This window comes from Endozoicomonas sp. NE40, from assembly GCF_040549045.1.
In the GTDB taxonomy this organism is placed as follows: Bacteria; Pseudomonadota; Gammaproteobacteria; order Pseudomonadales; family Endozoicomonadaceae; genus Endozoicomonas_A; species Endozoicomonas_A lisbonensis.
Map to the genome: position 1 here is coordinate 1,851,255 of NZ_JBEWTB010000002.1, position 22,342 is coordinate 1,873,596.

A 22,342-nucleotide genomic window follows, 5' to 3' on the forward strand; every position below is an offset into this window, starting at 1 on the left:
GTGGTGTACAAGTGGCTAATATAAAAGATGTCGCAAAGCTGGCGGGAGTCTCCATATCTACGGTTTCCCGCGTTGTTAACAATACGGCAGGTGTTGCACGAAACAAAAAAGAGGCCGTGGTGCGTGCCATGTCTGAGCTGCACTACAAACCGAACAGTTTTGCCAAGGCCCTGGTCAGTAATAAGTCTGATTCCCTGGGCCTGGTCGTCGGAGATCTGGGCGATCCGTTCTTCAGCCTGCTTATGCGCGGGGTTGAAAAGCTTGCCAGCCAATACAACAAACAACTGTTAGTCAGCTCAGGTCATCACGATCCGGAAAGGGAAAAAGAAGCCATCCGTTCCCTGATCGACCGACGGTGTGATGCCATTGTCGTTCACTCCAAAGCGCTGCCAGACTATCAGGTGATGGAGCTGCTTGAGTCCCAGACCAGCTCGGTCATTATCAATCGAAGAATACAGGGCTTTGAGGAGCGTTGTATCTATCTCGACAACCGCAGTGCCGGAGAGATGGCCACCCGCTATCTGCTTGAACAGGGGCATCGGAATATTGCATTTATCTCCCGCTCTTCAGAAAACAGACACCTTGAACTGGAAGATGCCCGTGACCGCTATCAGGGCTATCAGGATGCCCTCCTGGCTCACAGTATATTCCCGGACTCTGAATTGCTCAGCAAAAACCAGCCTGATGAACAGGGAGGCTATAATGCCACCCTCGAGTTACTGAACCGTAACGTTGAATTTACTGCTATTTTTGCCTACAACGATGCGATGGCAGCAGGATGCATGATGGCATTAAGAGAACGCAAGGTTCAGGTGCCAAACGACGTTTCGGTGATAGGTGTTGACGATGTTCTGCTGGCACGGTTCCTTAACCCTGGCCTGACCACTGTCCGATATCCCATTGAAGCCATGGGAGCAGCGGCTGCCTCTCTGGCTCTGGCGCTTTTTAGAGAACATGAACAGCCACAGTTGATTCGGGAGTTCATGCCTGAAATTCAAATCAGGGAATCAGTACGCAGCCTGTAAACTACAACTGCCTTTTACCTGCTGTGCCAATCCTGTAGGATTGCCCGGTTGGTCAATGAACACAGGTTGTAGTCATGTTCTGGGCGGTTGTTTTCTTTCTTCTTATTGTGTCTCTGTTGCTGTTATTCAGGCCAGAAGACAAGGGTCAGCCCCACGACGAGTATTTTTCTACCCTGTCCAGCAAACTGCCCGCCTCCGTGAGTGGTCTGCCTCATATCATGGTCGACCTTGAGCGGGTCAATCACAACCTTCTCCAGGTCAGGGAACATCTGGGAGACACCACCAACATTCGTGTCGTCGCCAAATCCCTGCCCTGTCCCCAGCTGTTACGCTACATTCTTGAACAGCTCGGCAGTAACCGCCTGATGGTGTTTCACCAGCCTTTCCTGAACCAGATGCTGAAACAGTTTCCGGGCTGTGACTTTCTGCTGGGTAAGCCCTTCCCGATTCACTTGCTTGAAAGCTTCTATGACCAGCTTGATCCTGCACATCGTGAGCGTATCGGCCAGATACAATGGCTGATTGATAAACAGAGTCGTCTGGAACAGTACCTGTTATTTGCCAGGCAGAATCGTTTGCAGCTACGGGTCAGTATTGAGCTGAATATTGGTCTTCATCGAGGCGGTGTTGCCAGCCCCGAACAACTGGCAGCCATGCTTACCCTTATTCGTGCCAACCGGGATTTTCTGAAACTGTCCGGTTTTATGGGCTATGAATCGCATATTGCCAAGGCACCATTTGCCTCAATGCGAATCAATGCACGAATCCGGGCTCAGGAAACATACGACGACTATGTAACGATACTGCGGACTGACTACCCCGACCTGTTTCGCCCGGACTTATGCTTTAATTGCGCAGGCAGCAAAACCTACCAGCTGTATCCTCTGGAAAGCCGTGGTGCCATAAACGACATCAGCATTGGTTCTGCCTTTGTTCAACCCATGAGCTTTGACCTGCCCACTCTGCAACATCATCAGCCTGCGTTGTTTATTTCGACACCGGTTCTGAAAAAGCAGGAAGGGTTGACCATTCCCTATCTTGAGCGCCTGACACACTTGCTGTCCTGGTTTAACGACAACTTCCGGCAAACCTTCTTTATTAATGGCGGATGGTGGAAAGCCAGCCCCTCTCCCCCCGGGGATTAACCAGCAGTACCCTGTATGGGCGCAGTACGAATCAGGAAATGCTGACCAGCTCTGACAGCACACAGCTGTATGAAGACGAACTGGTGTTTTTACGTCCCCATCAGAGCGAGCGGGTTATGTTGCAGTTTGGCAAGTTACTGGTGATTCGCAACCACCAGCTGCAGGATACCTGGGAAACTTTTGACCTGACTTACTAAAGCCTACAGTGCATCCATAATGAGCTTTACACCGGTTATCAGTAATCCGGTGTAAAGCACCCTGTAAAATATGTCTTCACGGATACGATGAACCAGCTTCATGCCGGCAAAAACACCCAGCGGGCAAAGGGGTAAAAGAATAGCCGACAGTATAAGGTTATCGACACTCAGCTCGCCCAAACCCCCATAAGCTGGAATCTTGGAGAGATTCACCACCCCGAAAAATATCGCCATCGTACCACTCAGTATCTTTTTATCTAATTTGAGGGGCAGCATGTACACACTGAGCGGAGCCCCCCCGGCATGGACACCAAAACTGGTGAACCCACTGACTGTTGCCCAGAAAATGCCTTTCAGGCGACTGGGTTTGCCGGGCGCAACACCTTTTGAGAAAAACTGATGAAGGCAAAACAAGATAGCAATGCTGCCGATCAGAAAGCGAATGGCACTCTCAGGCAACTGATAAAAAATCAGCAACCCAAGCCCTACTCCCACTAAACCCGGCAACAGAATAATCTTCAGAATATTCCAGTCAATAAATCGTCTCCACCCCCAGATGGCAAACAGATCCATGATGAGCAGTAACGGCAGAAGAATGGCAGCCGCCTGAACCGGTGGAATAACCAGCGACATAAGAGGAACAGCCATCACCCCCATTGCGTTACCCAGGCCGCCCTTTCCCACAGCGGCGATAAGAACCGCAGGTACAGCAGTTAATAAAAACGGCAACAGTGGCACACCAAAATCCATACTCGTTACTCACTCCAACAAAAAAGCCGTGTAAAACATACACGGCTCATACTAGCAATACCTTTTATACAAGTGTATCGCAGACGGCTCAGAAACCTAATTCACGCAGATGGTTCAGACTTCGGCGAGCGTCTTCAAACGGGGTGACTTCAGAGTTGGGATCACGAAGCTGTTGCAGCGTTATCCAGCCATCGTACTCAACCCGGTCTAAAGCGCTTTTAATTGCACAATAGTCTATATCACCTTCACCAACAGAGCGCAGAACACCAAAATCACAGGCATCCTTAAATCCGACCATCTGACTGTTCAGGCAATATTCAAGGCGCTGGTTACACACATCCTTAAAATGAACATGCTCAAGCCGGAACGTACACTCTTTCATCCACTGGGCAGGTTCAAGGCCAGCATACACAAAGTGTCCTGTATCCAGGCACAGGCCTGCTTTTTCGTAAGGTACATCCTCCAGCATCCGGGAAATTTCATCATCAAATTCCAGATAGCTGCCTGCATGAGGGTGTACAACGGCTCTGATACCATAGTCGTACATAGCGATATCGGCAATACAGCGAATGGTCGACATCATAGTGCGCCACCTGGGTTTATCCAGTCTTGGTGCCTGCTCACTGATACCGGCAAAACGCTCGCGGATATCATTGACCGCATCAACAATCACCAGCTGTTTCGCACCCACAGCATGAAGCAACTGACAGACCTTGCGGGTTCTGGACAGGGTTTCTTCCAGCCGGGTACGATCCCACAGAGCTTCATAGACTCTGCCAGAGATAACTGACATGCCCCGTCTACCCAGTTCGTCTTTGAGCATGCGGCCATCGGTCGGAAAATAACCATAAGGCCCAAGCTCAATGCTTGAGTAACCCGCCTCTGAAGCTTCCTGCAACAGGTCTCGCCATACGGGGCTATCCGGACATTGCGGATTACCCACTCCCCAGGAGCAGGGGGCAGCGGCAAAGCGGTAACGATCGTGTTTTTTGTTTGGACTTATCATGATCAGGTTCCTGCCTGTAGTTCTTAACCTGATATATATCAGAAGGCGTTAATAACAGACATTGATGCCGGACACTTTTCTATCATTTATTTTCATTTATGCACAGGCAAGCACTCATTTTCTGCCTGAAGCCGCTAAACTGTCTTCTCCTGCCTTTTTTTTACGCCTTCCTCTACTGGAAGGGTTATACCTGTTTATTTTTAAACCAGCCTCGCCACAAGCCAGCTGAATAACAGAGAGAAAAGTGTATTTTTTTTGTTCATTCTCTGAAGATGATTGATAAGGCTTATTCTTATCAAGCGTTTTTTGGATTCTATGGTAATTTTCAGATAGCTGAGACAGAGCCTCCTCGCTGGAGTGGGCCAGTAGATTACGTAACTTATGCAACACAAGCTTTCCTGTATCGGTACCAGGGTCCATTTGAGCCAGCTTCATGCATGCATCAAGAATCAGATCTTTATCCGTTTTTTCTTCACCCAGCGTCTCACCACAAACATCATAATAAATATTGAGCTTATGCAGTTGATAGGCTTTCTCAAAGAAAACATCACCAGTGCATGTCATCGCCCGTCTTTCATCGCAATATATTAATGTGCTATAGGCACATAACGTCTCTTCTGTGAACGGTAGTTCGTTTAAATAAAGGGTGTTGTCGACACCTTTGATCGGGCATGGATAGCGTTTCCACTCAAAGAACCGATGGTAATACTCAAGTACATTGCTCATATTAAAAAATACAATATCGAGTTCTTCATCTGAAATAATTTTAGCCAGCCTTTTCATTGACTCTTCATCATAATAATTGGTACACAAAGGGTGAATATGCATTTTCTCTAATGCTTTTTTTGTTTCTTCAAGTCGTTCCCGGGATGAAAAGCAATGCCACTCATTAAAAGCCTCTTTGTATTTCATGGCTAAAAGCAAAGCATTCTCTTCTGAAAAGCTAATGCCTTCAACCTTATCTTTCGTCAAAAGGAATGCAGATTTAATTAAGTCAGCGTATTCCTCGTCCCTACAGTCTTCAATTTCAGAAAGCTTATTAAATAAAGAAAACAAGAAGAACAATAATATTGGATTTTGATCAATAAGAATAACCAGATTTGATAGTCTGGCTAATTCGGGCAAACAGGATAACAGACCTGACTCCCCGGTAACAATTGAAATACGTCTTTGAGAAACAGGAGAAAACTCCTTAATTTCCTTAAATGTATCTTTCAATGAAGTAGCAGATTCAGAGATGTAACCTCCATGGTATTCATTAGTAAACCAGAAGGTATTATCAAAGCCAGCAGCCGATTTAAAATCAGCAGAAGGGGGCAGGTCATTAAGCTTATCGACCACCTCCCGTACGGAGAAGCCAGCAAAATGACTTACCTTCTTGAGTTTGTCGCAATCAATGGGAAATCCAAGGTTACTATGCACCATTTCCGGTGAAGACAGCTGTCCAACATCCATGTTTCCAACTTACTATTTAATCATTCAATTGCTGTCTATGACCTTCAGTTTCTGATTTAGTTCAGATTTCATCTGAACCTGTGTCCAAATATCAGGCTCTATCATAGCTATTGTGCAGGCTTTTCCAGAGATAGCCGACGTACCCCGCATAACCAGCTCGTCTTTCTGCATGCTGACATCGGTCGGAAAGTATTGATCGTGCTTTTTATTTGAACTTATCACGATCAGGTTCCTGCCTGTAGTTAATAACAGACATTGAAACCGCTAAGCTGCTTTTTTGTACTGCTCAAACTCACCAAATTGCTATCATGTTGACCTGAGTCAATTCAATTGAGCGCTGAAAAACCGAAACTCGAAACGTTTCGAAATCTAAGCAGCTATGAGCCTGCCAACACCTTTGCTGACTGACCTATGTCTTCCACCCTGACTCTAAAACCTGACACTCCAAGACCCAATATCATCTACATTATGTCGGATGATCATGCTGTCAGAGCCGTTAGTGCTTACGGCAGTGATATTGCCCATCTGGCCCCAACACCCAATATTGACCGCATTGCCCGAAACGGTGTGCGTTTTGATGAGTCCTTTGTCACCAATTCGCTGTGTGGTCCTTCCCGGGCTGCCATGTTTACCGGCAAGTTCGGACACAAGAACGGCTTTAACCATAATGGTCAGCTGTTTGATGGATCGCAGGCTGTCTGGCCAAGGCTTTTAAAAGCAGCGGGGTACACGACAGCAGTTATTGGTAAGTGGCATATTAACCTGACGCCTGATGGCTTTGATTTCGACCACTGGGAAGTCCTTAACGATCAGGGTGAATACTACAATCCGGACTGGATCACCGCCGAAGGTATTCAGAAAGAGATGGGGTACACGACCGACCAGATAACCAGCAAGACCCTGAAATGGCTGGATCAGCAACGGGACAAGTCCAAACCTTTTGCCCTGGTCATGCATCATAAAGCACCACATCGTAACTGGATGCCTGCTCCTCGCCACACCCGCGCCTTTGAGCAGGTAGAGTTTCCGGTACCAGACAACTACTTCGATACCTACGAGGGGCGGGTGGCCGCGCAGATGCAGACCATGAACATCTATCGTGACGCCCAGGAAGGGCATGACCTGAAAATGACGACAGGTGTTGGAGAAACCCAATGGCGTGAAGATATATGGCCGCACCTGCTGCAACGCCTGACACCGGAGCAGCGCGCTGAGTGGGATGCTGCCTATCAGGAACGTAATGACGCGATGAACGCCAATGAGGCGAACTGGTCAGAAGAAGAAATGGCGATCTGGAAGTATCAGCGTTACCTTCAGGACTATCTCGCAACCATCAAGTCGGTGGATGAGTCAGTTGGTGAGGTACTGGATTATCTTGAAGCCAATGACCTGGCTGAAAATACCATTGTCGTTTACACCTCGGACCAGGGTTTTTATATGGGTGAGCATGGCTGGTTTGATAAACGCTTTATGTACGAAGAGTCTTTCCGGGCGCCTTTGCTGATGCAATATCCAGCTAAAATCAAAGCCGGAACAGTAGTCAGTCAACTGGTACAGAACATTGACTATGCACCGACCTTTCTAGAATACGCAGGTGTTGAGATACCAGCGGAGATGCAGGGGGACTCCATGGTAGACATTATTGCCAGAACCGACTGCGACTGGCGCTCATCCCTTTATTATCACTTCTATGAATACCCGGCCATGCACGACGTAAGTCGTCACTATGGCGTGCGTGACAATCGTTACAAGCTGATGCACTTCTACTACCTGATGGATGAATGGGAATTTTATGACCTGGATAAAGACCCTGCTGAAATGACCAATGCCATTAACGATCCGGCTTATGCCAATGAAATACAACGCTTAAAAACTGAAATCAAAAGACTGGAAGCCTTTTATGACGTTCCACCCCGGACTGACTGGATAGACCAGCCTCTGGAATACAAGCCTGCACCCACGCTGGAAGAGCTTTATCCTCACTGTTTCAATTCATAACCATGGCACAGTGAAAATCAGCTTCACATCTTTTTCGTCTTTGAAAGCATTAGGGAACTCTCTTGACCAGCTGGGTAAATTCGTCTTGTTTTTAAAAAGCGTGGCGTGCGCCTTGACAGACCCACCTTTCAGATGGCCGGACTGAAAGGTATAGCCAACATCAACATTGTACGCCTGCTCTTCCAGCTTTCTGGTTGAGGTGATTCCGGGGTTTAACGTATTGGGTTTGCCATCCCAGCCGTGGGCATAGGAGACTCCTGCACACCATCCCTGCCCAAAGTCATACCACGCCCCAAAAAACAGGGCTTTTTCACCATTGTGATTAAAGTCAGAGCGACTGTCCCACCACACTTCATAAGCACCGTTAGAACCACCGAACCCGCCATTATACCCGGTGGGACGAAATGAAAAGTTGGATTCAGAGCCCCGTACCTGTGTATAGGTTGCCTCAGCCCTGAACATCCAACGTCCAAAATGGAAGCCTGACATCAAGGCGTGCTGATACGCCAGCCCATCAAAAATATCATTAGTGGTATTACTCGTATTCTCTGCATTCCAGACAATGCCACTATTATCCTTATCATTCATGCCATAGAAGTGGTAACTGACCGTATAATGATCACCGGCATAAGTCAGTTTCAATTTATAAAGATCAATAAAGTCATCTGCCTGGCCAAATCCAGCCAGCACACTGATTCCAGAGTTAAAATCGTAGCTGCTGCCGATGCTGTATACGTTATGCATTTTTGTGCCATCTTTTCGCCGCATCTCTTTCATGTCGTAAATCCATGGTTTTTTATATCGATCGGCCCACATATAGGCGATGGTCAGCCCACCAAAGCGATAAATTCCCTCTCCACCACGGTATGTACCGGGAACAAAGCTCCAGTTAACACCTAAAACACCAGGCGCAGACGGCTGAATATAACCGGCATGCGCTTTAAATCGATTATATTCCAGTCTCGCCGCCGCTTTATAAAAAGTCATACCATTTTTTATCCTGCCCTTATCATCAATCAGCGACATTTCCCCGAGCTGTGAAGTGCCTGAATTCCAGAGATCCCAGGTACCAAAGACACCGGCATCCAGCCCGAACAAATTACCTAGCAGACCAGAAATAAAATCCAGGTTTACCAGAGTAGTGGAATGATAAAGATTTTCTTTAAAACGGTCCGACACGTCATCACGACGATCACGAATCCGGGTCATGTTATAAATATTTCCCGATATTTTGGCATCTTTTAAAAAGTGATGCCCTCCCTCTACAGGAAGACCGGAATGAGAAGTCTTAATGTTATCGGAAGCAGGCAAGCCAGTACCTGTCAGAATGACCGGAACAACAATGGTCAGCATTACTTTATTCTGCATTTGCTCTCCCGATCAATTTCAGGTTCAGGTCACAGCAGCGTCTATAATGTACGACTACCAACAAACGTTCGGGGGCTATACCCGCCGGAACAGGAAGATAAACCGTCAGGGTTTAATACAGTCGAACAAAGTATAGAAGCAGATATTGAGGTATTACCTATAGCTTTTGATAAAGCTCTTCAGCAATACGACACTTGCCTTTCAAACTCACAGGTTCACTTTAAACACGAGAAAAAATAGCCCTCGCAACAGAAGCAGCACCACGATCAGGTGAGTGAGGTAACATGAAACTCTATGATCAGCTTATTCAGTTTGTAGAACAGAAGCTGGGACCGTTTGCTGGCAAAGTAGGCTGCCAGCGACATGTAACTGCGCTGCGTGACGGATTTCTTGTGTCTATGCCATTTGTCATTATTGGCAGCTTTATTCTTATACTGTCCAACCCGCCCTTTGCCGAAGATACCACAAATGTTATGGGTCGCACCTGGCTGGATTTTGTCGCGAAACACCGGTCTGTGATTATCATGCCATGGAGCATGAGCATGGGAATTATGTCACTGTTTGTTTCCATGGGGGTCGCTTACAGCCTGGCCCGCTCCTACAAAATGGATGCCATTGGTGCAGCAGCCCTGTCGCTTATGACATTCCTTCTTATTGCTGCACCAGACAAGGATGGTACATTGCCAATGCTGTATATGGGAGGCACCGGTATATTCACAGCCCTGATATCAGCGTACTTTTCGGTAGAACTGACCCGTTTTCTCTCCCGACACAATATCACCCTTCGTATGCCTGAACAGGTTCCCCCGGCCATTGAAGCATCATTTTCCCTGCTCATCCCCGTCCTGTTCATTTTTGTGACCGCCTACCCTCTCAGCCTGTTGATACAAGGCAGCTTTGGCATGCCTGTTCCCAGAGCGGTCATGGCTCTGTTCGAACCACTGGTGCTGGCATCCAACAGTCTGCCTGCCATTATTGGCGCGGTTATGCTCAGTCAACTGCTCTGGTTTACCGGCATTCATGGTTCAAACATTGTTGTCGGTATTCTGTCCCCTGTTTTTCTTACCAATATTGCCGTCAATGCCAGTGCTTATGCGGCTGGTCAACCAATACCCAACCTGTTTACACAGCCATTTCTGGATTTCTACATTGCCATTGGTGGCTCTGGTGCCACTCTGTCCCTGGCGATCCTGATGAGTTTCAGTCGTACAGCGCACCTGCGCAGCGTAGGCCGCATGAGCCTGTTGCCTGGCATTTTCCAGATCAACGAACCGGTGATATTCGGTACGCCCATTGTGATGAATGCCACCTTTTTCCTGCCGTTTGTGTTCATCCCCATAATCAATGCTACGGTTGCTTACATAGCCACCAGCACAGGGCTTGTTGCCAAAGCCATAGCCGTCACACCGTGGACGACGCCTGCCGTTATTGGTTCAGCCTGGGGAGCGGGGTGGATGATCAGTTCCAGCATTTTGACTGTGTTTCTGATTATTCTCGACCTGGTACTTTACTATCCCTTTTTCAGGGTCTTTGAAAAACAGGGCTTATGATTCATCCACCTCAAAACTGATTATGGATATTAAGCACCTAAGAGGCTTGTTTAGTTTTAAAACAGCCTCTAAGGGGCTTTCTCGAACAAGGCTTCAAAGAAGTCACCCCTGGCAAGAACTATGAATACTCCAAAAGCCGGATAGAGAAAAACTTCCCTACATGGTTGGACAAAAACAAAAAAAATTCGCTACCTGTCTCCGGAAGAAGAAAAAGCCCTTCTTAATACCCTGGAGGAACGACAGGAAGAAGCAAGAGCCACCAGCCCCGTTAAACGATCCCTTCACTGATCATTTGAAGCCAATGGTACTTGTCTCCCGATATTTACATACCAATGATAAGTTGAAGCAAGACGCAGTAGCCATTTTGGAAGCGATTTAAAATCGCTTCCTTTTCCGGGTTAAATTTTTGAAAAACTCGTCATTTATCATCATGTTTTCAGGCCAACATGTAAAAAGGCTCTATTTTTGAGTATTTTTCAGCCAGTCCAGTAGCTTGAAAAAGCCGAATAGCACGACAAGAAAGGGCAGTGTACACAGTATTTTCGCTAACAATTTCAGCTCTTGAAGATAAGCTAAAAAATGCTGCCACGTTGTGAGGGGCTTACGCTCAGGTCTTCTTATATGAACACAAAGGTCCTCCGGTGAAAGGGCTTTTTTATTATCCACGCTCGTAATTGCCGTTTGATTATAATTCCTGTCGCTACTCATAATTCAGCCCTCTGATTAGCTATGGCCTACCCCATCCATGACGACGCAATCTTCATAACTTTCCTATCTGCCCTTGCCCCATAGCTTTCATCATCTGATAGACAAGGCTCACTACCTGACGCGAAACATCCGGATTCGAAAGAAAGTCCATATCCATCCGGTTCTGAACATCCATGCTCTCAATGACTGCGCTTTGAACCGCATCAGGGAAGTCGCCGAGCATCGCCTGCTCTTGAGAGTTGTGGGCCACCTGATCAACAGCCCGGTCATTTTCAGAGACTTTTGCCACTACCTTGTTAAGCCATATCACACGATCACCATCGCTCAAATCTTCTCCGGCAAACAGGTCATTCATCTGCTCCAGAATATCACTCAGCAGTTCACTCTTTTTATCTTTCGGGGCATGACTGCCAATAGAAGTGACTGGGTTTAGCAGATTGCCTCCATCACCTTGTAACTTGAGGTGCTGCGTGCGCTTTTCCTTGAGCTTATAGTGAGTCATTTCCACCAGCTCCAGATCTATATCCTCATCCAGTCGCTCCTGCTTCAGCAACGGTAACAAATGCTTGCCAAATACATTCAGCTGCTCCAGCTCATGGTCATCGAAAGGAACAATCTGTGAGATAAACTCATAAAAACGAATATAGGAGCCAAGATCTTTTTTAAAGGTATCAAGGCTATCCTTGGCTTCTTTTGCAGCCTGGACGCCTCGCTCACACTTCTGACGATACCCCTCTTCACCTTCACTAATCGCTTCTCTCAAGCGTTCCTGAGCGTCTTTAAGGACATCAAGTGCCTCCCGGTAACGTTTGGCAAAACGATCCGCAGGCGGCTTGATATAATTCGATAAAGCGTCTTGTCCACGTTTCGGATCAAAGTAGGCATCGGCAAACTGAGTCACCTCATGCCATTGATAAATCCCCTGCTCACCCAGCTTATGTTGAAGATCATAAACCAGATTAGGTTCGGACTCTCCCGCCAGCTCTGCTACCTGGTAGTAGGTTTTAAACTCCTCCAGAACGTCCTGTGGGTCATTCACAAAGTCCAGAACAAAGGTGGTGTCTTTGCCCGGACAGGTACGGTTCAGCCGGGAAAGCGTCTGAATACAATCAACACCTGTCAGTTTCTTATCCACATACATAGCCACCAGCTTGGGCTGATCAAATCCGGTCTGGAATTTATTAGCCACCAGCATGACCTGATACTCATCGGTATCAAAAGCCTTGCGCATATCGCGCCCGTTTAGATTCGGGTTCAGGTTTCGCTCAGTGAACGGTTCCGGGCCAGATTCTTTATCATCCACCTCTCCAGAAAACGCCACCATCGCTTGTAAACGACCATAGCCTTTTTCCTGAACATACTTATCAAAGGCCAGCTTGTAGCGAACGGCTTCTTTACGGCTTGAAGTCACTACCATCGCTTTGGCTTCACCATTAAGAAGGTGTTTAACACGAGTACGGAAATGCTCAATGATCACTTCCACTTTCTGAGCGATATTATGCGGGTGAAGCCTTGCCCACTTTACCAGCTCTGATTTAGCTCGTTTGGAATCGACTTCACTGTCCTGATTTTCATCAGTGTGAGCCAGCTTATAAGCAACACTGTAGCTGGTGTAATTCTTGAGGACATCGAGAATGTAGCCTTCTTCTATTGCCTGACGCATGGTGTAGACATGATAAGGCTCTGGCTTACTGTCTTCTTTTGCATTGGGCTTACGACCAAACAACTCCAGCGTCTTGGCTTTTGGTGTAGCAGTGAACGCAAAGTAGCTGATTTTGTCACTGCCACGACGAGAAGCCAGTGTTGCATCCAGAATATCTTCGCCGGTGATTTCATCGCTGTCCGACAAATGTTCTGCCATCAACACTTCTCTCATCTGCCGGGCAGTACTGCCTGTCTGGGAGCTATGCGCCTCATCCGCAATGATGGCAAATGAACGTTTAGCCAGACCTTCATTCTCCTGAATGGCTTTCAATACATGTGGAAAGGTCTGAATAGTCACGATGATGATTGAGGTCGCATTCAGCAGTTCCTGAGCCAGCTGTGACGATTTGCTGCCCTGTGCTTCTTCCCGGTTTATCCGGGCAATCATCCCCCGGTTGTGCTCAAACTGGTAAATGGTGTCCTGAAGCTGTGAATCAAGAACGGTTCGGTCCGTAATAACAATCACCGAATCAAACACCTTATTACCCGCCTGCTCCCCTTCCGGATAATGAAGGGAAGCCAGCTGATGACACAGCCAGGCAATAGAGTTCGACTTACCGGAACCAGCACTGTGCTGAATCAGATACCTGGCTCCGGTTCCTTCTTTCCGTACACCATTAAGCAGAGTGCTCACCGCACTCCACTGGTGATAACGGGGAAAAATCATGGTTTCTTTCTTAACAATACGACCGTCAGCCAGTTCTTTATCTTTTACTTCAAGATGAAGATAACGCCCCAGAATCAGCAGAAAATTATCTGGCTGTAAGATTTCTTCCCACAAATAAGCAGTTGCGTAAGGGTGCAATTAAAAGTGTTCTATCCAGTGGCTTTCCAGTACTTATTCCAGTCACCATTAGCCCTTAAAGTTCTAAGGTTCAACATATCGTGAGCATGCTCTGGTTTCCACCATGCTCCGGGAAGTTTCAACCGGGTTTGAACAACAGAACGATTGGAGCTCTCTATTTCACCTGAACCGATAGGCAAATTGGCAGCTTCTGCCGCCTGATAATCAAATTGTCCGGGACGATTCCTGATATAGCGATGACACTCTTCCGATTTGTTGGCTTCCTTTCCAACCTTACCGTTACGATAAGGCTCAAGCTCTGCCAGAACTCTCTCTGACTCACCTGCTTTCATTCTTGTTTTTTGTTCATCAGTCCATTTTTTACGGGCTTTTTCATCTTTTCCAATGCACTCTTTAGCAGCATCTGCGATGTACTCACAAAGGTGATAGTAATCCACCAGAAAACTTCCCTGAGATGCGAATACGCGGTCTGCCTGGCTGGCAATCCACTTAGCCCCATCACTTACACAATGAATAGATGACTGCCGATTCAAACCTTGCTCAATAGCGCAACTCAACCACTGATCGCCTGCTTCACCGGGCTCTCCCATAACTACACGATGTCGCTTATCGCAACTTCCTTGTTCATAAACCAAGCAAAGCTTGGCCTCTTGCCAGTCAACTTTTCTGGCCTTGCGCTTGTCGCCTTCAGCTTCTTCATCAAAAAGAACCACTGGAATCATGCTGCCGTCCATTTCACCAATCAGCTGCTTGCCTTCTCCTACACATTCCTGACAATTTTTCAGGGAAGCTTTAGATTGCTCACTCATGCAGCGGGCGTGACCCAGGGTAATGGCTCGTACTGATGACTCAGGTACGATAACGCCATAATGCTCTTCCATTTTCTGTGAAGCTGTTGCAAAAGAACTGTCTGATGCAAAATCCACCAATCGCCGTTGTAACGGTAAAGAGTAGTCACGACAGTGGATATGGGCATTCTCGGAAAAAGGGCGTATACGATGCCCTGCAACGGTCAAGCATCGCTCACAGAGACGAACTTTGCCGTAAGTGGTCATCCAGTGGAGGTCTTTTTTTTAGTATTTGATTCAGAGTGAAGATCGTGGGCCTCTTCAAACTTTTGCTTCTCTTTATGGGCTCCCCAGTCCGTCAGAAGCTCATTCCCCAGTTCTTTAAGGTTTTCAATGACAGCTTCCTCTGCTTCATCAGCCCGGTCAAGATGACCGGACTTGGCTTCTACCAGACTGATCAATTCAGATACTCTTTTTTCAAGCTCTGGATGGGCAGCAAGTTTTTCCGCAAGGGTTTTGGAAGTAGACATGGAACGCATCGGGTGAAAAATGAACTCTTAGCATTATGGCCAAGTTCTGGGAAATTGCTGACCGGGGAACACTTTTAATTGCACCCGTTGCGTAACCTTCTGCCCCCGGATTCACAATCACATCATTGCCAGCACCACCCTCACGAGTTCCCCGGTTAAACGGCAGAAAGAAGGTATCCATCCCTGCCAGTTTTGTCGTCATCGCAACCTCAAACTGACTGACCGCAAAATGAACCAGCGCACCCCGTTTAAAGGTTAGAAGCGGTTCAGCCTTTTTGGTTTTCGGGTCTTTGGGCTGCCGATCCTTCATGTACTGAAGTCTGGCGTTATCCAGTGACTGTTTGAACGCAGACTTCAATTCACAGGTAGCAACAGGCAAACCATTAACGAATAGCGTCAGATCTATACGTCCATCATAACCATTGGGTGAATAGATCAGTTCAGGAACGACTCGCAGCCGGTTTTTGCCATAACGCTCAAGCGTATCGGGGTTAAGGTGGTGGTCAGGCCTGAAGGTACACACCTTCAGTTTTGCGCCCCGGTCTTTCAGTTCATTGCGTAAAAGCCAGAGCGTACCCTTTTTACCAAGCTCTCTGCCTATCGATTTCAAAAAGGCTTTGTCAGGGTTATTCGGGTAATGTTTAGTGAATCGTTCCCACTGTTCCGGCTGTGTCTCTTTGACATATCCCAACAGGTCTTCCGGGTAGAGAGCCAGCTCACGATCATACTGAGCCGACTCGCCCACCAGCCAGCCACTGTCTGTTAGCTGACCAATAATATAATTCTGGAAAACCAGTTCCCTTGCCTTATCCACCACAAGCTCCTGAACGCTTCACTAAATACATGACACATGTTGTGTTTTATCATGTGTGGTGGTGCTTGGATATGGTGCTTCCGCTATTTTTATAACGTTTTCAATCGGGACGCGTAATATAACGGCCAGGTCATATTCTGCGCTTCCTGCTCATTTCCACCCACCGAACCAATCAGCTTGATGGTACGCTCTGGTGAATAGCGTTCAATATAGGAACGCAAACTCTTGGCTTGAGTCCGGCGACCCGATTTCACTTCGACGGGAACAATCTCCCCTTCCCCTGTCTTAAACAGAAACTCAATTTCCGCCTTCTGATACTCCCAGGAATAGGTTGGATAAATCCCATTAGCCCGTAACTCATTCTGAACAAAGTTCTCTGCCAGATAGCCCTTATACTCAAAACTCTGTTGCCGGTGTTCCTTGTAGCTGATATCGAGTAAATGACCCAGAAGCCCTATATCAAACAGAAACAGCTTAAAGAAGTTTTCTTTCCGGTAGGCTGACAATGGTGTTTTAGGTTCACAGGCAATCGGATAACAACGGGAAATCAGTTTGGTTTTCTCCAGCCATTCAATAGGACCGGATAAATCCATGTAAGTTCTCTTGCGCTCTATCACACCATTAAAGCGATAGCGTTTTACCGATGCGTCAATATTGTTTGCAAGCTGAAGTGGAACATTGCGAAACACCATTTCAATATGGCTGGCATTGGTCTTACCACTGTATTTACCAAAGTCCCGCATATAACCTGAAAGCAAATCACCATGAACCTGGCTGACTTGCTGGCAACGTTCATTGACTCCGATATCCTGACTGCTAAACCAGGTAGCAACTGCTTCAGGCATACCACCGACAAAGTAGTAATCAAGCAGCAAATCCCAAAGCTTATTGTGGACAATTTTAGTCTGGCTGCCTTTACGAAAAGCCTGAAGAATCTTGCTATTGCCAGAGGCCATTACGAACTCTTCAAAACACATTGGAAACAGTTCGGCAGTCTCAACCTTGCCGACAGGGAACGAATCCAGAAGGCCAATATTGGACCCGGAAGCACACAGATAAAGATCAGGCCGCTGTTCAGCAAAAAACTTCAGGCTGTTCAGTGCCTCTGAACACTCTCCAATCTCGTCGAAGAACAGCAGGTCTTTTTCAGGATCAACATCTACGCCAAGTTCCAGTTCAATATTCTCAAGAACATCTGCCGGATTCAGGCTTTCCGTAAACAGCTCCCGCAGGCCCGGATTGGCAAGGAAATCCAGTTTGATCACCTTCCCGAAATGCTGCCCAAAACTGGTTTCTACCAGCCAGGTTTTGCCGACCTGCCTCGCTCCGTCCAGCAGTAATGGCTTGCGGGTAGCCGCTTGTTTCCAGTCCAGCAATCGCTGAATTAATAGTCGTTCCATAGGTTGAGATAGCCTTCAAAACCGGTATTCCTGAGGTTATTGTAGTATCGAAACCCTACCAAACCAACTTTTCAGGTACGACTTTAAGTAATAAATGCAACTTTTTTGGTACGACTTTTTTATTAAAAACCTACTTTTTAAGCCCCACTTACCGACAGAAAAGCTTGAAGCAAGCTGAGTATGGGATACATCAACGTCCGGAAACCTGTATAGAAAACCCACATTTCCTATACATATCACCCGGGCATATATAGAAAAACGGCTTTTTGTATATAGATCAGAAAGGAATAAAGCCTGTAATCGGGTCAGCCACCAGCGTCCTCTTTCTTGACGCTTCAGGGGTTCAACTAGCCAACTTTGTAGCTGTCTTCAATGAGCTGTTTCGCTTTCTCAAAATCTTCCAGCGTCTTGATATTCACTTCCAGGTCACCCGTTCCCCAATGACCAATCCCTCTCACATCACGGGTAAAACCTTTCTCCATTGAGTAGTTATCAGGGTTCAGTTTCAGATAAAGCTGTAGCCGTGGATTGTTTTTGGCTGGGTGAACCTGGATACAGACAAAGTTCTTGATGCGTTTAAAGGCCAGATACAGTTTCAGCTCCTTGCGCTGGACTTCATCCCCCAGCCCATCAATGTAGTCACACACAGTGTTGTATAACTGAACCAGCGGTTGATCCGCTTTGGCGAGATTTTCACTGTGAGTTTTATCCGGGTTTCTGGAAGTAGAAGCCGCTGGGGGGCTGGCAACTGTGGTTTCACTGGAAACCGTCTGGGCATTCACCAGTTCCAGCAGCAACAAGTCTTCATCAAAATAGCGGTAACGCATCAGCTCAATATTCCGGTTGATCTGCTGTACCGCATGTTCGTCGTATTTATTGAAGTCACTGGCAACACAGATCAGGCGAGTGCCGCTCCATTCAATGTTTTCAGCCGCTTCCTTGCCGAACTTGTCCATCACCAGCCATTTAAACTCGGCCTGATGATCCAGCAGCCAGTCCAGATAGAACAGTCCCTGATTAATTACATTCTCGTTGCTATGGCGTTTATATTCGACGATGACCGGACAACCATTTTCATCCAGTCCAAGACTATCAATGCGTCCTTTATGGGTTTTGCCGGTGCTGTATTCTGATGCCAGAAAACGCACGCCAAGAAACACTTCCATATCGCCTTCAATCAAAGCCTGAAGGTCTTTTTCCAGCCTGGCACTATGGCCACTTAACTCAACAGCGGAACCGTTCTGGAACCGGAATAGTTTGGCATCACTCATACACAATCCTGTGTTACCAACCAAAGCCAGGGCCACCAGCCCCCGAGCTTTGTCTGATCTGTTAATTGAGGTTGGTTATAACAATCCGTCCACCAGCGCCTTCATTTCCTTATCAGGCCAGAGGCAGCCTTTGCGACCTTTAACGGTCAGCGGGCGGTTATTGAGCCATTGCTGAATATCCCCATGAGGCGTATCCATCTGCCAGTCGCCACAGAAATTAATGACCTGCTCCGCCTTTTCGAAATCCACATCACAGCACACTTCCAGAGCTTCAAGAAACAGCTGGTCAAACAGTTCCTTTGGCTCCTGAAGCAAGCCTTTGTTGACACCTTTTGCCAGCAGCATAAAACGGGTTTCATCTTCACAGAACAGCACACACTGACGACGCTGGTACGTTAAAAAATGCGCGTGCCAGTGTTGCAGTTTGCCGATGGCAGGCATTTCGGCTTTTTTGGGTGGTTTTGCCGGAAGTTTTGCGGCGAGTTTGGCGGAGCAGTGGATAATCATGCGGCTTCCTTATTCCAGTGGCGAACGTCAATTTTTCCGGTGACGGCGGAGGAGATGAGGGCGGTGCGATGTTCTTTGAGAAGCCCTATCTGACGCAGTGACTTTTCCTCAAGGCGTTCAAACTTATCCAGCTTCCCTTTCAGATACTCCATAATCGCTCTTCTTTCATCATCAGGCGGGATAATCAGCGGTGTCTCTTTGATGTTGGTTGAAGAAATAGAAGCCAGGTTAGTGCTTTGCTTGGCCACCCGATAAAAATGGAACTTCGCATACGATGCCCGTGTCAGTAAATCTAACCATTCCGGCTCAATACCTGTTGGCCTGATCGCAAACACATGATTTTGATGAATACAGGGCTTTATCTCTGACCGCCACACAGCTCCTCGCCCAAGCTTGTCATTATCGCCACCTTCATTCATAAGAACATCACCGTCCTGAAGCTCATAGCGTGACAGGTCATGCGGTTCAATCTGAATATGATGAACATCGTCAAGTTTCAAATAGCCATCCTGAACATTAGCTACACGCAGCATTGGAACATTAATGGTTTCTTTATCCTTTAGATCTTTACCCTTGGGAATACCAGACTGAAGCGTAGCTGTATGCTTTAGACGACGGACAATCCAATGCTCTGGCACTTCACCCAACCACTCCACACCAGAGTCTTTCATCGGCGCATCAGGGGTAAGCCCCTTGGTGACCGCATGGGAGATCACCGCCTGACGCTTTTCTTTCAGCAGGGTAATCAGTTGCTCCTGCTTTTGGATTAGCTGGTCGATTTTGGCGGTTTCGTGGTCAAGAAAGGAGCCAATTCTATCTCCCTCTTTTTTTGGAGGTGAAGGTAGCCGCACCTGAACAAAGTTGCTGTATCTTAATGCCTGACCATCACGGACCAAATTAGTAGTGGATTGCAGTGCCTGAATATATGAAGCACTTTTAAAAAGATACTTGTAGTACTTCGTGCTAATGCCATCCCTGGGAAGGAGTGGTACATAGGCAGAACTAATTGATCCGCTATATCCACAATATTCAATCCCGCCCTGAAAGCTTCGCATACTGATAACAAAGTCACCACATTCTACTTTTTTAAGAATGTCATGCCCTTTCAGTACTTGAACAACTTTTTGCTGTTCCATCTTCATGAAAAGCTTTTGTGGAATAACTCCATACTTTTGCGAAGCGGTAAGCATTTCGTCTTCACGACTGGCTTTGTCATTTCGCTCAGCGAACATCCACTTACTGTACTCTACCCCCCAATGAGCGGGTATTGCTCCTAACCACTCAAAACCAGAGTCCTTATACTCCGGATATTTCTGATACTTGCTCATCAGGAATGAACCTCCTGAAGCAGCGCCATAATCTCCGCGCTCACCTTGTCCAGATCGGCATCAATGGCTTCCAGCGGTCGGGGCGGCTGATACTGGTAGAAATGACGGTTAAAGGGAATTTCATAACCGACAATACCCGGTTGTCCGTCCTGCTCATCGGTCTTGCCGGTATCAATCCAGGCATCCGGAACATGGGGCAACACTTCACGGGCAAAGTAGTCTTCAATGCTTTCGCTCAGAGGAACGTTTTCATTATCCCGCAGGTCCGGATTGGCTTCCGGCTGACCTTTCAGTTTGCCGGATTCATGGAAACAGGCTACTGCCTGTTCATCCTGTTCGGCAAAGTGTTTGCAGATTTGTTTCTTTTCTGCCGCTGTCATTTTTTCCGTAAAGCGGGCAAAAAACTCTTTGCGGCTCATGATCTTTGGCAAACCAATCAGGCTCTGTAAAACCTCAAACCCGGCTGGCGGTGCTAAGTCTATCTGAATGGTCGGGTCTTTCTTCTGGGCTTTTTCCAGATACTCACTGACATAGTTTTGCAGTCGTTCTTCAGTGACTTCAAAAGCCAGCTTTAATGGACGTTCAACGGTTATACGACGATAGCCGAACTCTTTAGTGTCAAATACCTTACAAATGTTGGACTCTTCAAAGTGACCATGAAGCTCAACCACCTGCTCGATCTGTTGTTCAGTCATCATCCGGCGCTTGCTGCCCAGAGATTTACGCATTGGCGCAAACAGGCTGGTCGCATTAATCAGCTGAACTTTGCCTTTGCGTTCTTTGGCTTTATGGTTGCACAGCACCCAGACATAGGTGGCAATGCCGGTGTTATAGAACATATCGGTTGGCAGGGCGACAATGGTTTCCAGCAGGTCGCTTTCAAGAATATAACGGCGAATCTCGCTTTCACCGCTGCCCGCACCACCAGTAAACAGTGGCGAGCCATTCAGAATAATACCAATGCGGGAACCGCCTTTTTTAACGTCCCTGAATTTACTGATCAGGTGAAGCAGAAACAACAGAGAACCATCTGATACACGCGGCAGACCGGGACCAAAACGACCGTCGTACCCTTTAAATTTATGCTCATCGTTTACCTGCTTCTGAACCTTTTTCCAGTCCACACCAAAGGGCGGGTTAGACAGCATGTAATCAAACTTTTCAGTTCGCAGCTGGTCGTCTGATAAGGTGTTGCCCAGTTTGATATTGTCGATCTTCTGACCTTTGATCAACATATCCGCCTTACAGATAGCATAAGATTCAGGGTTCAGTTCCTGACCAAACGCTGCCATGTGCGCCTGACTGTTCAACTCGTGAACGTACTCCATGCCGGAAGACAAAAAGCCACCGGTGCCTGAAGTCGGATCATAGATGGAACGGACAATACCGGGTTGTGTTAAAGCTTCATTGTCTTCACAAAACACTAAAGAAGTCGTTAGTCGTACAATGTCTCTGGGGGTAAAATGTTCACCAGCCGTTTCGTTGGAACTTTCCGCAAAACGACGGATCAGTTCTTCAAACACCAGACCCATTTCATAGTTCGAAATCGCTGCCGGGCTCAGGTCGATATTGGCGAACTTGTCACACACCTTGTAAAGCAGGTCGGCATCCTGAAGTTTGTCCAGAAAGTCTTCGAAAGCAAAGTGTTCAAAAATCTCACGAGCATCTTTGCTAAATGCCTGAACGTAGGCATCAATGTTATCCAGCACCTGAGTTTCACCCAGTTTGCCCAGATCCATCTTCGAAGTGTTGTAAAACGGCAAATCTGCGGTATGAAGCAACACTTTTTCCTGTGCTTCCAGTGGCAAGCCTTTTACCTGCTCGTACTTGTTCAGCACCGCCTGCTTGCTGGGAGCCAACACACATTCCAGTCGGCGCAACAGGGTAAATGGCAGAATTACACGCCCATACTGCGACTGTTTGAAATCACCACGAAGCAAATCAGCCACGGCCCAGATAAACGCTGCCGTGCTGCTGAAGTTGTTGGTCATAT

General features: G+C 47.2%; 19 protein-coding genes. 5 read left to right on the plus strand and 14 right to left on the minus strand.

Annotated features, from left to right (window positions below):
- The first annotated feature begins 11 nt into the window (after positions 1-11).
- The 3 genes from V5J35_RS09300 to V5J35_RS09310 all read left to right on the plus strand — a co-directional run bounded on the left by V5J35_RS09300 (position 12) and on the right by V5J35_RS09310 (position 2,367).
- Entirely contained in the window at positions 12-1,025 is a 1,014-nt protein-coding gene (locus V5J35_RS09300; RefSeq protein WP_354010986.1) for a LacI family DNA-binding transcriptional regulator, read from the plus strand.
- 74 nt (positions 1,026-1,099) lie between these two features.
- Positions 1,100-2,170 carry an alanine racemase gene (locus V5J35_RS09305; RefSeq protein WP_354010987.1) on the plus strand — a complete coding sequence of 357 codons (1,071 nt, stop codon included), beginning with the start codon at positions 1,100-1,102 and terminating at the stop codon, positions 2,168-2,170.
- 38 nt (positions 2,171-2,208) lie between these two features.
- Positions 2,209-2,367 carry a hypothetical protein gene (locus tag V5J35_RS09310; protein ID WP_354010988.1) on the plus strand — a complete coding sequence of 53 codons (159 nt, stop codon included), beginning with the start codon at positions 2,209-2,211 and terminating at the stop codon, positions 2,365-2,367.
- A gap of 3 nt (positions 2,368-2,370) precedes the next feature.
- Here the strand turns inward: V5J35_RS09310 and V5J35_RS09315 are convergent, their stop codons facing one another.
- From V5J35_RS09315 to V5J35_RS09330, 4 genes are all read right to left on the minus strand, one after another.
- Positions 2,371-3,117 carry a sulfite exporter TauE/SafE family protein gene (locus tag V5J35_RS09315; protein ID WP_354010989.1) on the minus strand — a complete coding sequence of 249 codons (747 nt, stop codon included), beginning with the start codon at positions 3,115-3,117 and terminating at the stop codon, positions 2,371-2,373.
- An 88-nt stretch (positions 3,118-3,205) separates the two neighbouring features.
- Positions 3,206-4,123 carry a sugar phosphate isomerase/epimerase family protein gene (locus V5J35_RS09320; protein WP_354010990.1) on the minus strand — a complete coding sequence of 306 codons (918 nt, stop codon included), beginning with the start codon at positions 4,121-4,123 and terminating at the stop codon, positions 3,206-3,208.
- A 114-nt stretch (positions 4,124-4,237) separates the two neighbouring features.
- Entirely contained in the window at positions 4,238-5,578 is a 1,341-nt protein-coding gene (locus tag V5J35_RS09325; RefSeq protein ID WP_354010991.1) for a hypothetical protein, read from the minus strand.
- Positions 5,579-5,602: 24 nt separating this feature from the next.
- Positions 5,603-5,800 carry a hypothetical protein gene (locus V5J35_RS09330; RefSeq protein WP_354010992.1) on the minus strand — a complete coding sequence of 66 codons (198 nt, stop codon included), beginning with the start codon at positions 5,798-5,800 and terminating at the stop codon, positions 5,603-5,605.
- 189 nt (positions 5,801-5,989) lie between these two features.
- On the opposite strand from V5J35_RS09330, the gene V5J35_RS09335 reads away from it, so the two are divergent.
- Positions 5,990-7,576, plus strand: a complete 1,587-nt coding sequence (locus V5J35_RS09335) for a sulfatase family protein (protein WP_354010993.1) — start codon at positions 5,990-5,992, stop codon at positions 7,574-7,576.
- Here V5J35_RS09335 and V5J35_RS09340 read toward each other — a convergent pair.
- On the minus strand, positions 7,571-8,944 hold the full coding sequence (locus V5J35_RS09340) for an OprD family outer membrane porin (protein WP_354010994.1): 1,374 nt from the start codon (positions 8,942-8,944) through the stop codon (positions 7,571-7,573). The two genes, V5J35_RS09335 and V5J35_RS09340, sit on opposite strands and share 6 nt — an antisense overlap.
- Before the next feature lie 284 nt (positions 8,945-9,228).
- Here V5J35_RS09340 and V5J35_RS09345 point away from each other — a divergent pair, with 284 nt between their 5' ends.
- Positions 9,229-10,494 (plus strand): PTS sugar transporter subunit IIC, encoded by a 1,266-nt coding sequence (locus V5J35_RS09345; RefSeq protein WP_354010995.1) that lies wholly within the window; start codon positions 9,229-9,231, stop codon positions 10,492-10,494.
- A gap of 760 nt (positions 10,495-11,254) precedes the next feature.
- Here the strand turns inward: V5J35_RS09345 and V5J35_RS09350 are convergent.
- The 9 genes from V5J35_RS09350 to V5J35_RS09390 form a co-directional block, all read right to left on the minus strand.
- On the minus strand, positions 11,255-13,687 hold the full coding sequence (locus V5J35_RS09350; RefSeq protein WP_354010996.1) for a type I restriction endonuclease subunit R: 2,433 nt from the start codon (positions 13,685-13,687) through the stop codon (positions 11,255-11,257).
- A 35-nt stretch (positions 13,688-13,722) separates the two neighbouring features.
- Entirely contained in the window at positions 13,723-14,766 is a 1,044-nt protein-coding gene (locus V5J35_RS09355) for a UPF0236 family transposase-like protein (RefSeq protein WP_354007956.1), read from the minus strand.
- Positions 14,763-15,029 (minus strand): hypothetical protein, encoded by a 267-nt coding sequence (locus V5J35_RS09360; protein ID WP_354007673.1) that lies wholly within the window; start codon positions 15,027-15,029, stop codon positions 14,763-14,765. Before V5J35_RS09360 ends, V5J35_RS09355 begins: the two co-directional genes overlap by 4 nt.
- Positions 14,977-15,843 (minus strand): type I restriction endonuclease, encoded by an 867-nt coding sequence (locus tag V5J35_RS09365; RefSeq protein WP_354010997.1) that lies wholly within the window; start codon positions 15,841-15,843, stop codon positions 14,977-14,979. Before V5J35_RS09365 ends, V5J35_RS09360 begins: the two co-directional genes overlap by 53 nt.
- Before the next feature lie 89 nt (positions 15,844-15,932).
- Positions 15,933-17,243, minus strand: a complete 1,311-nt coding sequence (locus V5J35_RS09370; protein ID WP_354016322.1) for an ATP-binding protein — start codon at positions 17,241-17,243, stop codon at positions 15,933-15,935.
- Between the two features lie 347 nt (positions 17,244-17,590).
- Entirely contained in the window at positions 17,591-18,514 is a 924-nt protein-coding gene (locus V5J35_RS09375) for a DUF5655 domain-containing protein (RefSeq protein ID WP_354010999.1), read from the minus strand.
- A gap of 75 nt (positions 18,515-18,589) precedes the next feature.
- Positions 18,590-19,021 carry a DUF6933 domain-containing protein gene (locus tag V5J35_RS09380; protein ID WP_354011000.1) on the minus strand — a complete coding sequence of 144 codons (432 nt, stop codon included), beginning with the start codon at positions 19,019-19,021 and terminating at the stop codon, positions 18,590-18,592.
- A complete protein-coding gene (locus tag V5J35_RS09385) occupies positions 19,018-20,349 on the minus strand; it encodes a restriction endonuclease subunit S (RefSeq protein WP_354016323.1) in 1,332 nt (443 codons plus the stop codon). The genes V5J35_RS09380 and V5J35_RS09385 overlap by 4 nt, the downstream gene beginning before the upstream one ends.
- On the minus strand, positions 20,349-22,340 hold the full coding sequence (locus V5J35_RS09390) for a type I restriction-modification system subunit M (protein ID WP_354011002.1): 1,992 nt from the start codon (positions 22,338-22,340) through the stop codon (positions 20,349-20,351). The genes V5J35_RS09385 and V5J35_RS09390 overlap by 1 nt, the downstream gene beginning before the upstream one ends.
- Between the last annotated feature and the right edge of the window lie 2 nt (positions 22,341-22,342).